The 13,994-nt window shown below is 41.3% G+C and carries 19 protein-coding genes; 10 read left to right on the top strand and 9 right to left on the bottom strand.

What is annotated here, in order from left to right; all coding sequences use genetic code 11:
* Together E2L07_RS01410 and E2L07_RS01405 are read left to right on the top strand one after the other, a co-directional pair.
* Nucleotides 1-354: integrase core domain-containing protein (locus E2L07_RS01410; RefSeq protein WP_134228631.1), on the top strand; the 354-nt coding region annotated here is incomplete at its 5' end.
* 479 nt (nt 355-833) lie between these two features.
* Nucleotides 834-1,550 (top strand): cytochrome c biogenesis CcdA family protein, encoded by a 717-nt coding sequence (locus E2L07_RS01405; protein WP_134228630.1) that lies wholly within the window; start codon nt 834-836, stop codon nt 1,548-1,550.
* An 85-nt stretch (nt 1,551-1,635) separates the two neighbouring features.
* Here the strand turns inward: E2L07_RS01405 and E2L07_RS01400 are convergent, their stop codons facing one another.
* The 4 genes from E2L07_RS01400 to E2L07_RS01385 all read right to left on the bottom strand — a co-directional run bounded on the left by E2L07_RS01400 (nt 1,636) and on the right by E2L07_RS01385 (nt 5,050).
* Nucleotides 1,636-2,385 (bottom strand): EcsC family protein, encoded by a 750-nt coding sequence (locus E2L07_RS01400; protein ID WP_010897362.1) that lies wholly within the window; start codon nt 2,383-2,385, stop codon nt 1,636-1,638.
* A gap of 54 nt (nt 2,386-2,439) precedes the next feature.
* Complete coding sequence (locus E2L07_RS01395) at nt 2,440-3,657, bottom strand: ABC transporter permease (protein ID WP_134228629.1); 1,218 nt, start codon at nt 3,655-3,657, stop codon at nt 2,440-2,442.
* Nucleotides 3,654-4,397, bottom strand: a complete 744-nt coding sequence (locus E2L07_RS01390; RefSeq protein WP_134228628.1) for an ABC transporter ATP-binding protein — start codon at nt 4,395-4,397, stop codon at nt 3,654-3,656. The genes E2L07_RS01395 and E2L07_RS01390 overlap by 4 nt, the downstream gene beginning before the upstream one ends.
* 158 nt (nt 4,398-4,555) lie before the next feature.
* Complete coding sequence (locus tag E2L07_RS01385) at nt 4,556-5,050, bottom strand: PCYCGC domain-containing protein (protein ID WP_134228627.1); 495 nt, start codon at nt 5,048-5,050, stop codon at nt 4,556-4,558.
* Nucleotides 5,051-5,230: 180 nt separating this feature from the next.
* Between E2L07_RS01385 and E2L07_RS01380 the strand changes: the two genes are divergently transcribed.
* On the top strand, nt 5,231-5,659 hold the full coding sequence (locus E2L07_RS01380) for an HIT family protein (RefSeq protein WP_010897358.1): 429 nt from the start codon (nt 5,231-5,233) through the stop codon (nt 5,657-5,659).
* 143 nt (nt 5,660-5,802) lie between these two features.
* Entirely contained in the window at nt 5,803-6,888 is a 1,086-nt protein-coding gene (gene serC / locus E2L07_RS01375; protein WP_134228626.1) for a phosphoserine transaminase, read from the top strand.
* Nucleotides 6,889-6,894: 6 nt separating this feature from the next.
* Here the strand turns inward: serC and E2L07_RS01370 are convergent, their stop codons facing one another.
* Nucleotides 6,895-7,086, bottom strand: coding sequence for a hypothetical protein (locus E2L07_RS01370; protein ID WP_010897356.1), 192 nt, complete (start codon nt 7,084-7,086; stop codon nt 6,895-6,897).
* A gap of 80 nt (nt 7,087-7,166) precedes the next feature.
* Here E2L07_RS01370 and E2L07_RS01365 point away from each other — a divergent pair, with 80 nt between their 5' ends.
* The 3 genes from E2L07_RS01365 (at nt 7,167) to E2L07_RS01355 (ending at nt 9,070) form a co-directional block, all read left to right on the top strand.
* On the top strand, nt 7,167-7,511 hold the full coding sequence (locus E2L07_RS01365) for a YtxH domain-containing protein (protein WP_053431623.1): 345 nt from the start codon (nt 7,167-7,169) through the stop codon (nt 7,509-7,511).
* 249 nt (nt 7,512-7,760) lie between these two features.
* Nucleotides 7,761-8,339 carry an HTH-type transcriptional regulator Hpr gene (locus E2L07_RS01360; RefSeq protein WP_053431624.1) on the top strand — a complete coding sequence of 193 codons (579 nt, stop codon included), beginning with the start codon at nt 7,761-7,763 and terminating at the stop codon, nt 8,337-8,339.
* A gap of 188 nt (nt 8,340-8,527) precedes the next feature.
* Nucleotides 8,528-9,070: a DUF3267 domain-containing protein gene (locus tag E2L07_RS01355; RefSeq protein WP_053431625.1), complete on the top strand. Its 543-nt coding sequence runs from the start codon at nt 8,528-8,530 to the stop codon at nt 9,068-9,070.
* Between the two features lie 99 nt (nt 9,071-9,169).
* Here the strand turns inward: E2L07_RS01355 and E2L07_RS01350 are convergent, their stop codons facing one another.
* Complete coding sequence (locus E2L07_RS01350; RefSeq protein WP_134228625.1) at nt 9,170-9,769, bottom strand: YpmS family protein; 600 nt, start codon at nt 9,767-9,769, stop codon at nt 9,170-9,172.
* Nucleotides 9,770-9,976: 207 nt separating this feature from the next.
* Between E2L07_RS01350 and E2L07_RS01345 the strand changes: the two genes are divergently transcribed.
* Both E2L07_RS01345 and E2L07_RS01340 read left to right on the top strand, forming a co-directional pair.
* Nucleotides 9,977-10,156, top strand: coding sequence for a hypothetical protein (locus tag E2L07_RS01345; RefSeq protein ID WP_010897350.1), 180 nt, complete (start codon nt 9,977-9,979; stop codon nt 10,154-10,156).
* Nucleotides 10,157-10,405: 249 nt separating this feature from the next.
* Nucleotides 10,406-12,064 (top strand): IS1182 family transposase, encoded by a 1,659-nt coding sequence (locus E2L07_RS01340; RefSeq protein WP_243854878.1) that lies wholly within the window; start codon nt 10,406-10,408, stop codon nt 12,062-12,064.
* A 30-nt stretch (nt 12,065-12,094) separates the two neighbouring features.
* Here the strand turns inward: E2L07_RS01340 and E2L07_RS01335 are convergent, their stop codons facing one another.
* Together E2L07_RS01335 and E2L07_RS01330 are read right to left on the bottom strand one after the other, a co-directional pair.
* On the bottom strand, nt 12,095-12,181 hold the full coding sequence (locus E2L07_RS01335; protein WP_010897349.1) for a YjcZ family sporulation protein: 87 nt from the start codon (nt 12,179-12,181) through the stop codon (nt 12,095-12,097).
* A 51-nt stretch (nt 12,182-12,232) separates the two neighbouring features.
* Complete coding sequence (locus E2L07_RS01330; RefSeq protein ID WP_010897348.1) at nt 12,233-12,319, bottom strand: YjcZ family sporulation protein; 87 nt, start codon at nt 12,317-12,319, stop codon at nt 12,233-12,235.
* A gap of 233 nt (nt 12,320-12,552) precedes the next feature.
* Here E2L07_RS01330 and E2L07_RS01325 point away from each other — a divergent pair, with 233 nt between their 5' ends.
* The gene (locus E2L07_RS01325) at nt 12,553-13,554 is read left to right on the top strand and encodes a peptidylprolyl isomerase (protein WP_053431628.1); all 1,002 of its coding nucleotides are present in this window, start codon (nt 12,553-12,555) and stop codon (nt 13,552-13,554) included.
* Nucleotides 13,555-13,707: 153 nt separating this feature from the next.
* Here the strand turns inward: E2L07_RS01325 and E2L07_RS01320 are convergent, their stop codons facing one another.
* Nucleotides 13,708-13,983 carry a sporulation YhaL family protein gene (locus E2L07_RS01320; protein ID WP_010897346.1) on the bottom strand — a complete coding sequence of 92 codons (276 nt, stop codon included), beginning with the start codon at nt 13,981-13,983 and terminating at the stop codon, nt 13,708-13,710.
* Nucleotides 13,984-13,994: the final 11 nt, after the last annotated feature.

The raw sequence follows: 13,994 nt of genomic DNA, 5'->3' as shown, positions 1-13,994 counted from the left end.
GCACAGCATTTCTTCGCAGAGAACCACATATCGTTTGACGTAAAACAGGTCATCGGGCTAACAAATGAAGACGATGTCTCTAGAGAGTATCGACCTCTCAAGCAAATCATCGAGAGACTAAATCGCACGTTTAAAGGGAATTATCGATCGACGCACGGCTTTGGTTCTGAACAAGGATCTGTTTCTTTTGTGACATTGTTTGTGGCTTACTTTAACTTCTTACGTCCACATTCTTCACTCGAAGGGAAAGTGCCAGTAACAATTCCAGAATTAGAAAAGCTACCAACCATGCCAGCGAGGTGGACAGCCCTTATTGGATTAGCTCAAGACTGGATTCAACAACAGTCAGCCTAACTTTTGTTTAGCTGAGCCCTATTCAGCTATCGGCGAAGCGAACTCTTGACAAACCGAACTTGCCAATGGTTTAAAATGGAAAAAGTCAAGGGTTTATTTAGCATGCCTTCTTTTGTTCCCTTCGCCCTTGATTGACCTCTGAATAAACCATTGGTGTGTTTGTCAAGAGCGATAGCGTGGCATTTCCACCTAATAAATGGTAGGTAGTATGAACCGTGCTAGTTTTTCATAGAACTTTTGACACTACCGCTTTTACTATATTTAGTTTAGGAAAAGAAAGGATTGGTGATAACGCTCTAGAGAATGTTTTTCTCTCCGCCTTGAGTCTGAGTCTCTCGTCAGACCTATGTCCTTTTTATGAACGTTTTCCTTGCCGCAAGCCGAGGGTACAAACTTTCGATATAATAAGAAAAGATGATAGAATATGTAGTACGATTGAAACATAGCTTGGTGTTAGGCATGTCTGGAGGTGAACAAGAATGGTTGAAGTAACAATATGGCTTGCTTTTTTTGCAGGAGTGGTTTCTTTTTTATCGCCGTGTGTTTTCCCACTCGTGCCCGTTTATTTAGCTCAACTGACCGGTACGCAAATTTCGGGGAACGAGATTACGGCTGATCGCAAGCTCATTTTAATGCGTAGCCTTGGGTTTATTCTCGGCTTTACATCGATCTTTATCTTTCTAGGAGCCTCATCCACCTTTATCGGCCAACTTTTTTGGGGAAACCGGCAATTATTTGAACAAATCGGTGGAATTATCATAACCGTTTTTGGCTTACAGATGATGGGAGTTATTTCGATTCGGATGTTGCTTAGTGAAAAAAGGTTGCAAGCAAAACCACGGCAATCAGCCAGCTTTGCCAACTCCGTATTAATCGGGTTTTTATTTGCTACAGGATGGACGCCTTGTATCGGGCTTGTATTAGGTGCCATTCTTATACTAGCTGGAGACGCAAATACGATGTGGTCTGGGATGAGCATGTTGTTTGTTTACTCCATGGGGCTCGCGATTCCATTTTTTCTTGTCGCTCTTCTCTGGTCCCGTTCCTTGCATAAAGTTCGCAAGCTGAACAAATGGTTACCAACGATTCAAAAAGGGAGCGGTGTCGTTATGGTAGCGCTAGGGGTTCTCCTGTTCACAGGACAATTTTCAACAATCGCCGCGTATTTAGCACGATTCAATCCATTCGGTATATAGCTTGTGGCAAAACCTATAGTAAAAAAAGAGGCATTTCAGCCGAGGTCGTACCTCATCTGAAAAGCCTCTTTCATGTGGATAAAGTTTATTGTTTCTGTAAGGAGTGCTCATGGAGCAATCGCATTCGATAGCATTGCTTTGCGGTTTCGCCTAACAGATCTAAAAAGCGGTAATTGGCGGTCGCACCGACGATGGCACCGAACCCAGGGATCAGTTGAAGCATTTTCGGCAAATCAATATAATCCCTGTACTCAAGCTGGAACGTTTTCCAATCAACCTCTTTTAAATATTCTTTTCGATTTGGGAATTGATCAAGCGTCTCTTCCCACACTTCCACTCGCTCAAACACTAGCCGGCGCTTCTCATCCTTTGAAAAAGCTAACTGAAACACGTGAAGCAAGAACAGTCGCTCTCGGTAATCTCGAACATCGAATCCATAGTTGGAAGCGACCTCAAACAACAGATTCATTTTGATTCCGAGCAACAAAGGAAAGTCTGCAAGTCCGAGTAGAATACCACCCGCTCCAGTTCCAGCGCCTTCTGCAGCTGCCGTTTTTTTATACTTCGCAATCACTTCATCAATCCGCGTCTCTCGTTCCTCAAGCGAGCCTTCCAAAACAGGACGGTATTTTGCCGTAAAATCTGATCCAATAATCGTGGCTTGCACCATATTGCGCACACTTGTGGAGACAACCTCATGAACTTTATTCGGTACTAGTTCATTTAATTTCCCTTGTACCTTTTTGGCGTACCGACCTGTCATTGATGGGCGTTTCAGCATTTTCCGTTTCCAGCGCGACAACTCTTCTTGGATTTGTTCTTCGTAGGTCGTCAAGTCATCACCCTCTTTCCCCTATTCAATACCCATTCCATGCAGCCATCTCTCCTTTTATGCGAATTTCTTTTGTCGATGGACCAAACGATGACTGTACATGTAACTAAAACCAAGCCCAATGGTGAGGCCAAGAAGTCCATAGGAAATCGTCGTTGTCATGATTAACACGAGTCCGCTGACGAGAACATGAATGATGAGTAAGCGAAACAGGACGAAGGAAAACGCACCAGAGCGCTCATCACCGTGAACCGGATACAAATCAACCATTTGATTGGTTTTGTAATGGTTACTCAAAGTGGATAGTTGCAAAGCGACGATATAGACAAAGAGCAGATTAACCACCAGCTTCAACCATCCGCCAGGTAATCCAGCCATTAAAATCATCGCCACGATCGTAAGGCGTAGGTAGATACCGAAATAATCATTGGAACGAACAAATGAACGAGCGAACAAATATTCATACGTCCCTTTGTCATTTCCTGATAAGAAGCGAGCAAAACCTTTCGCATAACGTCTAGCCTTTACCCTCTGTTTGAGCTTCGGTACATCGGCAAACATGTTAGCGACACGATAAAATAATGTCACCATTCGTTGCTCCTCTTCCACAAGGTGATCCCATTTTAAGCTGTGCTTGCTAGCAAATCCTCTGTAATACATCCAGTATACGACGACCATTAAAATGATGATCGCTGCAACAAGAAAGAGCTGGGCTTGGACAAACAATAAAAACGTGAACACCCCGTTAATGATCATTCTAAGGCACATATGCTGAATGCGATACACACGCGCCGGTAATCGCTGTTCTTCCCAGTTCATTAACAAGTTTAGGAACTTAATAGCAAGCAATGCAAGCAAGATCGTCCAAAAGCTCCCACTTCCGAGCTGTAAATATTGAAAAATCATTGGCCCAAGAAGAAGAAACACGAGGCTCATTAAACCGGCTTGCATAAAAAACGAATAGACAATGGAGCGACGAAAATAGTCATCGAGTCTCGCTTCATATGCGAGGAGAAAGACAGTATCTCCTTCTTTAAGAAACGTACGAACGGAACCTCGGGTGAGCAGCACTGTAAACACGACAACAAACAACGGTACCGCCGGAAACGTAGGCGGGAGCCATTTCAGAAGTACGCTATAATAGTAGCTACCAATGATGAAGAGGAGATAGAGCGTAAACAAAAAACCACTGTTCGCGATTAGTCGTAAATATCGGCTCGCTTCCGTCCAATAGCCAACCGCTCGTTTTTTCCATAATTGAATGCCTTCTGTCATTGGCTCTCTTCCTTTGTCATCTCGATATAAATATCATCAAGCGTGGCATCTGGCATGTTCAATTCGGCTCTCATTGACTCCAATGTCCCTTCAAGAACGATTCGACCTCTATTTAATATAATAAATCGATCACAATACCGTTCAGCTGTCGCCAAAATATGAGTAGACATTAACACTGCTGCACCGTTTTTCTTTTTTGTTGCAAGCAATTGTAAAAATGACTGAATACCGATCGGGTCCAATCCAACAATAGGTTCATCGACAATGTACACTGGAGGATCAATTAAAAAGGCGCAAATGATCATTACCTTTTGCCGCATCCCCTTTGAAAAATGACTCGGATACCAATGTTTCATTTTTGTCATTCGGAACTCATCTAACAGCAACTTAGATCGTTCCTCAAAGGGCTTCCGCTCAATTCCGTAAGCAAGTGCAGTAAGCTCCATATGTTCCCACAACGTGAGTTCCTCATATAAAATTGGTGTTTCTGGTATGTACGCAAGAGAGCGACGATAGGTTTCACGATCTGTCGTGATTGTATTTCCATTAATCATAACAGACCCTTTATGTGGTTCCATGAGACCGAGAATATGTTTAATTGTGGTGCTCTTCCCCGCCCCATTTAATCCAATCAATCCGACAAGTTCATTAGCACGGATTTTTAAATGAAGATCGTGAAGCACTGGTTTGTTCGGGCGATACCCTCCAGTTAATCCTTCCACAACGACTCTTTCTTCCATTTCCCTTACCTCCTTCATATATCATCGTACCAAATCCTTCCTTTCGTTGACTACTTCTTTTTCTTTTTTATAGAATGTCACATCGCTTCTTTCAACACTCTAATCAAAAAAACTTAGATCATTGCTAATGTTGAGAAAGAAAAAAGACAAAACCTTCTTTAGATTTTGTCCCCTGGCATCGGTGTATCGGTAGGCGGTGCATATCCATCTTTATATTGTTCATCGATCAGGTTGCGAATGTCTTCGGGATCCTTGCCTTCGTCTAAGAGATGCATCGCAGTATTCGCTATCTCTAGACAAACACCACATTTAGCCCCGTGGTCATCCCACGTGAACGGCCCATCGTCCGAATGCTCTGCTACAAAGCAATCATAGCTGCTACGGTGGCCTACAGATTCCCCGCAGCCACAATAACAGGGCATCGTCTCGAGTAGCTCTCTGTAATAAGGGACTTCGGCATATATGGTTTGAATGACTTCAGCATACTCATCTAAAAAGACAGGTAAAACATCCTTAGAAGACGTTTCTTCCTGAATATCTCCCATCATCAAGGAATGGTCAACTTGTGAATACTCTGAATGGTCATCAGTTTGACAGCCAACAAGGGCAAAGCCTAAGCTCGCTGTTATGAATAACATCGGTAAACGTTTCATCCGTATGTCACCTCTTTTTTCTAGCATCTTTAAGCATTATAGCACGTCCCCCCCCACTCTTAACATTACAATATTGTGAATGTTACCGCTCGTCCAATCTTAGGATACTGAAGGACGACTTGAAACCTTTTCCTTCTATCGTTATTCTAAAAGAAACAAACATGGGAGGGTGTGTGCACAATGAGCCACGATCCAAATTGTATTTTTTGCAAGATCATTGCCGGAGAAATTCCTTCTGCAACCGTATATGAGGACGACCACGTCTATGCCTTTCTCGATATTAGCCAAGTTACAAAAGGTCATACGCTCGTCATTCCTAAAGTACATAAGCGGAATGTGTTTGAGCTATCTGAAGAAATAGCCAGCTCACTATTTGCAGCGGTACCAAAAATTAGCCGCGCGATTAATGATGCCTTTCAACCCATTGGAATGAATATTGTCAATAATAACGGGGAGGCGGCTGGACAAACGGTTTTCCATTATCATCTTCATCTTCTTCCACGATATGGTGAAGGAGACGGATATGGGGCTGTTTGGAAAGATCATAGTAGTCAATATTCGGGAGATGATCTACAAGTATTATCCTCATCCATACGTGAACATCTGTAATAGGAAAGACATCCTTTCCCTCCCTTTTTTATTTCATTTATCGGAATGAAAAAATTCTAGTGGGCGTAATGAATGATTCATGTTACGATATAAAACATAAAATATAATCTTTAATAGGGGAAAGAGTTAAAGGAGTGGAGAGCGTGAAGCGAGCATACAATTTCAATGCTGGTCCATCAGCTTTACCGACGGAGGTTCTTGAAAAAGCCCAAAGCGAGTTGTTGGACTTTGAAAACACGGGCATGTCGGTAATGGAGTTAAGCCATCGGAGCAAAGAGTACGAAAACGTTCATCATACAGCAGCTCATTTATTACGTGATTTATTAAACATCCCTGAAGATTATGATGTTCTGTTTTTACAAGGAGGGGCCAGCCTCCAATTTGCGATGATTCCACTGAATTTTTTAGATGAGGGAAAGGTTGCCAACTATATTCTAACCGGTTCTTGGTCTGAAAAAGCATTAAAAGAAGCGAAGTTTATCGGAAAAACTGCTATCGCTGGTTCAGCAAAGGAATCAAACTATACGTTTATCCCTGATATATCATCGCTTCAGTACAATGAGCATGACAGCTATGTTCATTTGACATCAAACAATACGATTTTCGGCACGCAATGGCACACATTTCCATCCGTTAGCCATGCACCTCTTATTGTGGATATGTCTAGTGATATTTTATCACGGCCGCTTCCAGTCAAAAATTTTGATCTGATTTACGCTGGAGCGCAAAAGAATCTCGGTCCATCTGGTGTAACAGTCGTTATTATTCGCAAGGAATTGCTAAAGCGAAACGTTGATCACGTCCCAACCATGCTCCGTTATCAAACACATGCGGAGAAACAGTCGCTATACAACACGCCACCAACCTTTGGTATTTATATGTTAAAAGAAGTACTTCAATGGTTGAAAAACATCGGTGGAACCGAGCAGATTGCTGAACGAAATCAGACAAAAGCCAACCTCATCTATGGTGCGATTGATGAAAGCGAACAGTTCTACAAAGGGCATGCGACTAAAGAGAGCCGATCTTTAATGAACGTGACCTTTACACTGCCTACCGAAGAGCTGACCCAACAGTTTTTATCAGAAGCAAAAGAAAAAGGGTTTGTCGGCTTAAATGGACATCGTTCAGTCGGTGGATGTCGCGCTTCCATTTATAATGGCGTACCAGTAGAAGCCTGTGAAGCGTTGGCTGACTTCATGCATTCGTTTTATCAAACGCACCGCTAGACCGTCTTAGGAAAATCTCAGCTGGATGAGAAAGTAGGCACACGCTCCACTCGTAAGAAAGACGAATAGTACGATCCATGCCCTTACTTTCCACTGCTCTCGTTGCTTCTTATCTTTTGCGATTAAATACAAGGTGTGTAAAAAGGCATATATAGATAAAAGCGAAACAGAAAAAAGAAATAAAATGAGCGCGTCCATGTGATTTTCCTCCTTTTTCCTATCACTTATATGTGAACATAAGGGAATTCATGACTCTAATTTAAGTGAGGTGTTGTTTCGTGAAGATTAGGCCATTTTTTTACGGCGCCCTGACAGGGGCTATCCTCGCTAGTATTGCAACGTTGTTGATTGCACCTACATCAGGTAAAGAACTGCAGAAAAAGTGTAAGGCAAAAGGTCGTTCCTTGCAGCAATCACTAGAGCAAATGAAGCATGACGGAATCCAATTAAAGGATAGAATAAACAAAACTTCCAAGATAACTTCTGAAGCGTTGAAAACCGTTGGGCCTGAAATCAAAACGTCTCTTGACCAATGGAAAGAAGACGTGGACCCTTCCTTGCAAAAGCTCAAGGATGATATTGAGCAGTTACAAAAGGCTGTTTCCGTGAGAACGGAGCAATAGCCAGAACATCACTTTGATCCTTTACATCGTCAAATAAGGTGAAGCAGCTCCTCGTAGCTGCTTTCTTTTGATCTGTATTATGCCAATGAATAGAATTTAGAATTTTTTAAAAAATTATTTAAATCCTTTTTATTTTTGCTATAATAGAAATCATAAAAGTATCCGAAAATAATTTTCTAAAATGATGAAGCTTTCCTAAAAGACAAGATAAAGAGAGAAGACAGAATTTTCGAGTATGGGAGGAGAACCATGGAGCAACAAACAGCTTACTCCTTAAAACAGTCGATCATCTTTAGTCATAAGTTTGCTCAGCTCAGCAAAGCGTTGTGGAAGTCTGTCGAGAAAGATTGGCAAACATGGATTAAACCGTTTAACTTGAACATCAATGAGCACCATATCCTTTGGATCACCTATCACCTTGATGGAGCTTCCATTTCGGACATTGCTAAATTTGGTGTCATGCATGTGTCAACAGCATTTAACTTTTCAAAAAAATTAGAGGAACGCGGCCTCTTAACGTTTTCAAAACGTGAGCATGATAAGCGAAACACGTATGTTGATTTAACAGAACAAGGTAGAGAGTTGTTTCTCGAAACTTTAGAAGCGTATAAACCGTCCACTTACAGTGTGTATGGTGGGGCATTGCCAATCAAAGACCTTTATGGAAAGTTCCCTGAATTTTCCGAGCTGTTGAGCATCGTGCGCCATGTTTATGGGCCTGATTTTATTGACATGTTCGAAACTGCGCTCACCCGACTAGAAGACGGCTTTATTGAAGAGGATGGAAAGCTTAAAGCTGTCGATAGTGAAACAAGATCAACCGTTTAGCCAATCACGTACCTGCAGAAAATGATCCGTTGGTCTTGATCATAATACATTAAACAGAAAACAGGAAACTCCTTCCTGCTTTCTGTTTTTTTTTTGCAATTGTCGAAATTACATTTTTTTTGTCATACCTATTGCATTCCATGAAAAATCGTCGTAAATTATCTAGGTAGACTGGGAGGGAGACAACAATGAATTGCTGGAAATCCATTAACATTGAACGGGACTATGGGACGTTGCGATTAGCCATGATTTCAGCAACGACGATGCTAATGACGTTTCTCGTCTACTATTTAGTGTTAAGCTCATTGATAAAAGTGCCACCATATCTAGGGTTTGGTCCCTATTTATATATTGTAGGAGCGATTGGAGTCATCGGATTACACAAGCTGCTCCACATCTTCCCGCTGTGGGTATGTGGCCAACGACTTATAATTGAACGAAATAACAAAGGCTTCTTACCTTTTCTAAACATTAAAACAAAAGACCCGTTATCAAAAAATTTATTTCTCTTTTCTTTGCTTTTCCCTGGGGTTGTCATCACGATTATCTGTTCAATAAGTGTGCTGCTGTTCCCACAAGGCTTGCATCTATTCGCCATTTTAACAGCTATCAACCTCGGACTTGCTGTTTATGATATCGTCTATGCCCTACAAGTGGTGAAAGCACCAAAGGCTTCGTTGATTGAAAACCATCGAACGGGCTTTCATATTCTCATTCGCCATGTGGGCTAACTCAATGACTGAAGAACTTGAGAAGAACCTCATGCTAAAAGCTTCTTAACGTCAAAAAAGAGGTTACCAAAAGCTAAATTGGTAACCTCTTTTTTATGGTTACGGGTGAACAATCATCTCCGCTTCGATTTGATCACTGTATAAATCAAACGTACGAAAACGAAACGATAACCGCTCATCTACCTGAAGAGTCGTTACTTCGGCTACAACAAGACGTTCCTTCGGATAAAAAACGACCCACTCTGGAATATCTTCCATTTGACTCATCCATTGCAAGATGTGCTCAATCGGCAGTTGGATCCCGCCTAACGAGAAGGAATCCACTTCTAACACGAGATCCCCATTTTGCGCGACGGTAGGTAACAGTTGAATGGTGATTGGCGCCTGGAACCCTAACAACTGCATATTTGCCTGAAATTCAACGTGCTCGTCTGTCAATACTACACGATACGGCGGCTCCCCATCTTCTATTAAGTTGGCAATTTCCACTTCCATTAAGCGGTTTAGGCGATCACGATCTGTCGTAATCGTAAAGCTCGCTTCACCTTTCATTTCTTCTGCATCCTCAAAATGATAAGGTTCACTGCTCCATGACAAACGGAACAAAAAAGCGAGCACAGTTGCAAAAATGAGTGTAAGCAGAGCTAATAGAATAAAAAAGCCCAGTTTCCAAGAAAAGGTCCCTTTAGTGCGAAACATGTATACTCCCCCTCTTCCATTCTACGATCGCCCAACTAAAAAGTACTGTTGCCTTTCCCTTCTTCTTAAGTATGATTTGCTGTCTTTCTTAGGTCAACTTATTGTTATGCCCCTAGGAAGTAGATGATAAATTCTCTCAATCTCCTATCTTTTTTCTCAATCATTTGGTACAGTATCAATATGACCCTAGGAATTGGAGGAAGAGGAATGGTCTCCTTTTTTGTGATTTTTGCATTATTTATTTTATATTTAATTAACACGTTAACAGATGCTCTTTGCAATCAAAAGGAAATTCCGGTTGAAAAACAGCCGAAAGTCTTCCGAACGATCAATATTTTAATGACCATCTTATTAACGTCTACGTATGTAAAGGTACTGTTCACATAATAGCATCCCTCGGGTAGAAACCCTTAAGAGGAAGAAAGAGGTGCATGTTTCGAAGCGACCTCCTTTTTTCCTCTCTCGACAAAGATAAAAGGGGCTGGGACAAAACCCCAGGAAATAAAAAAATAAGGCGTAGGAGCTTACACTAAAAAGTGTAGGCTTCACGCCTTTTTATTCGTATTTTGTGTAAACCAAAAGGACACCTTTTGATAAAATTAAAGTGACTAAACAATAATTTTTGGAGGTGTCCTTATGTTTAAACAGTATACCATGAATCAAATTGTTTTGCCGCTAGATTTAGAAATAAAATTACAAGAAAATGATATTGCTTTTGCGATTAATGACCTTGTAGAGAGCATACCAGAGGAAGCATTCAAAGATTTCTTACGCCAAACTGGACGTCCTGCCTATCATCCTCGTATGATGTTAAAAGTTATTTTGTGTGGGTATACACAATCTGTGTTTTCTGGTCGTAAGATAGAAGCGTTGCTCCAAGACAGTATTCGGATGATGTGGTTAGCCCAAGGAAATGAGCCGAGCTATCGGACGATTAATCGTTTCCGTTCCAATCCACTTATTGAAAAATTACTGCGCGAATGTTTTGTCCAATTCCGTAATCAACTCGTGGAAAAGGAGTTGATTGAAGAAGAAGCAATTTTTATTGATGGTACGAAGATTGAAGCGAACGCAAACAAATTTACCTTTGTATGGAGAAAATCCGTCGAACAATATAGTGAAAAATTAATAGAAAAGTCCAACCAACTGTATGATGAATTATTGGAAAAGGAAATTATCCCAGCGATAGAACGAGAAAGTAAAGAAGAACTAACCGTTAAAGAAATGGAAGAAGTGGTCAAAAAGTTAGACGAAACAGTCAGCGAATATGATAAAAAAATTGAAGCTTGTGAGGTCGGCAGTGAACGGAAGAACATTCGCGCTGAACGTAAAGCACCAAAACAAGCTCGTAAGCAGTTCATGGATTTCATTGCTCGTAAACAAAAGTATCAAAAAGATATGGAGACTTTCGGCGAACGCAATAGCTATTCAAAAACTGATCCTGATGCGACGTTTATGCGGATGAAGGACGATTACATGAAGAACGGTCAATTGAAAGCTGGTTATAATGTACAACTTGCGACAGAAGGTCAATACGCACTCGCTTACGATGTTTTTCCAAATCCAACAGATACACGCACCTTGATTCCATTTCTTCAAACGATAGAAGATTTCTTCGAATTACCAGAATATATCGTTGCAGATGCAGGATACGGAAGCGAACAGAACTATGAAGAAATCATTGAGAATCGAAATCGAACGCCACTTATTACATACAATCAGTATCGAAAGGAAAAGAAAAGGAAACACAAAGACAATGCTTTTCATGTAGACAATTGGGATTATAATGAGGAAGAGGACGCTTTCCGATGTCCAAATGGTCAAAAAGTATGGTTTAGCCATCAGTCCAAACGAACAGACAGGTACGGATTCACACGGGAATTTAAAGTGTACGAATGTGAAGATTGTTCAGGCTGTCCATTCCGCGAACTGTGCACGAAAGCAAAAGAAGGCAACAATCGAAAAGTCTACATTAATGAAAAGTGGGAATCTCAAAAAGAAAATATACGTATGAAGCTTTCAGACGAGAAAACTGGTGAAATTTACAGGAAACGAAAAGTTGAAGTAGAACCAGTGTTCGGTTTTCTGAAGGCTAATTTGGGTTTCACTCGAATGTCCGTCAGAGGCAAAGATAAAGTGAAAAATGAATTGGGGTTTGCATTTATGGCCGTGAACTTGAGAAAGTACACGGCCACGAACGGTGCCATAGGGCCAGGAAATAAGAAAAACTCCACAAAAAAGGTTCCAAGCACTTATTATTTGCTTGGAACCTTTTTACTTACTATTTTTGGCTAGTTTTGTCCCAGCCTCTTTTATCTTTTATCATTAGCACACCCATGCTGCTCCAATGATGACTAATAATATAAACAACACAACAATTAACGCAAATCCACCATGATGAGGTACACTCATTTTCAGAAGCTCCTCCTTTTATCTAGTCAACTTCAGTAAGAGGCGTGTTTGTTAGTAATACCAAGCTGCTCCGACAATTACTAAAAGGATGAACAGCACAACGATTAACGCGAATCCACCGTGGTAAGCGCCAGACATGCTAACACCTCCTCTGAGCTTTGTTACCTTATCGTATGCAGGCGAAATAGAGACGTACTGGGCAGCTGACCTAATTATGAAACAACAACCTAACCTTTCCTTTTCTCTAGAAAAGTTGCGTCAAATGAACCCTTTTTTCTTTGGGGCAATTTGTGCTATAGTTAGGTCTGTACACCTTATGAAAAAAAGGAACTTACTTCAATTTGTTTTTGATAATGAGGGAGTGGAAAACGATGAAAAAACGCCATTTATTAATTGCTGGACTAGCTTGCATGATGATTTTAGGTGCATGCAATAACGATGACGCAGGCTCTAGTGGCCAAGCCGTTGTCGAAGTCGATGGACACGAAATTTCTGATGCTGAATTCGTCGACATGTTAAAAGAACGCTATGGAGAGGCTATTCTTCAAGAACTTGTTCAAAGACATTTAATTTCCCAAGCAGCAGACTCAGTGGAAATCCCACAGGAAGAGATTGATGAAGAACTCGAAACATTCAAAAGCCAAATCGGGGTAGAAACTGACGATGAAATGCTTGATGCATTAAGCAACCAATTTGGCATCACCGTCGAAAACAAAGAGGAGTTCGTAAATGAGTATATTCTACCACCTTTAGTCCTTGAGAAACTAGCGGTTGAAGGTGTTGAAATCACAGATGAGGAAAAACAAGCATACTTTGATGAGAATCGTGACTCTTTGATCGAAGTGGAAGCGAGCCACATTTTAGTCGAAGATGAAGAGACGGCCGAGGAAGTGCTTGATCGCCTTGAAGCAGGTGATGATTTTGCAGAATTGGCAAGTGAATATTCTGTTGATCCTAGCGCTGAAGCGAACAACGGTGATCTTGGCTTCTTTGGTAAAGGAGACATGGTCCCTGAGTTTGAGGAAGCGGCCTTTAACATGGAGATCGATGAGGTTAGTGAACCAGTAGAGTCCACGTATGGATACCACATTATTTTAGTTACCGATCGCAAGGACTCTTATGAAGAACTAGAAGAAAAAATTCATGACACCCTCATGAGAGAACGTTCCCGTACCCAAGAGGAAGTGTTACGTGACTTGCTTGCCCAAGCAGATATTAACGTTCTTGATGATCAATTTGAAGGACTTTTTGACCTACCGGATGCTCCTCCTGTAGAAGATACACCTGAAATAGACGGTGAGGACGCGAGCGACGAAGCAGAAGACCAGGCAGAGGATGCTGATGAAAACGCTGAAGAGGAAGACGAATCGTAATGAACTTGAAAGGCACCTTTACAGCTAGGCTGAAGGTGCCTTTTTTTGATGGAACAATCGGTTCATTTGTGTGGAATTACCTGGAGTGCAACTCCTAAATAACACAAAAACGGATCAGACTCACTGTCCAATGCCTGATCCATCGATCGCTTTTTAGTCTTCTTTTTGTTCGACAGCTCGCTTTTCTCGAACACGTTCTAAGAACGCTTCTCCTTCCTTCTCAATCCATTCTTGATCCGTTTTGCGATCCTCAATCGTATATTTTACCGAAAGATAGCCGCTTAAAAGAATACCTGCAATCACAAAGTAGACCCACCACGGACTGCTAGCTAGAAAAGAGCCTAAAGGGGTTTGGGTGAGAAGAAAAATAACTACCATTACAGCTACAAGAAGTAAAGCTAAACGACGATTATTAGGTGGCGTGCTCATAACTTTTTCCC

Origin of the sequence: Halalkalibacterium halodurans, assembly GCF_004376175.1 — a bacterium.
Lineage (GTDB): Bacteria > Bacillota > Bacilli > Bacillales > Bacillaceae_D > Halalkalibacterium > Halalkalibacterium halodurans.
This window is presented reverse-complemented; position numbering and strand designations above follow the sequence as displayed.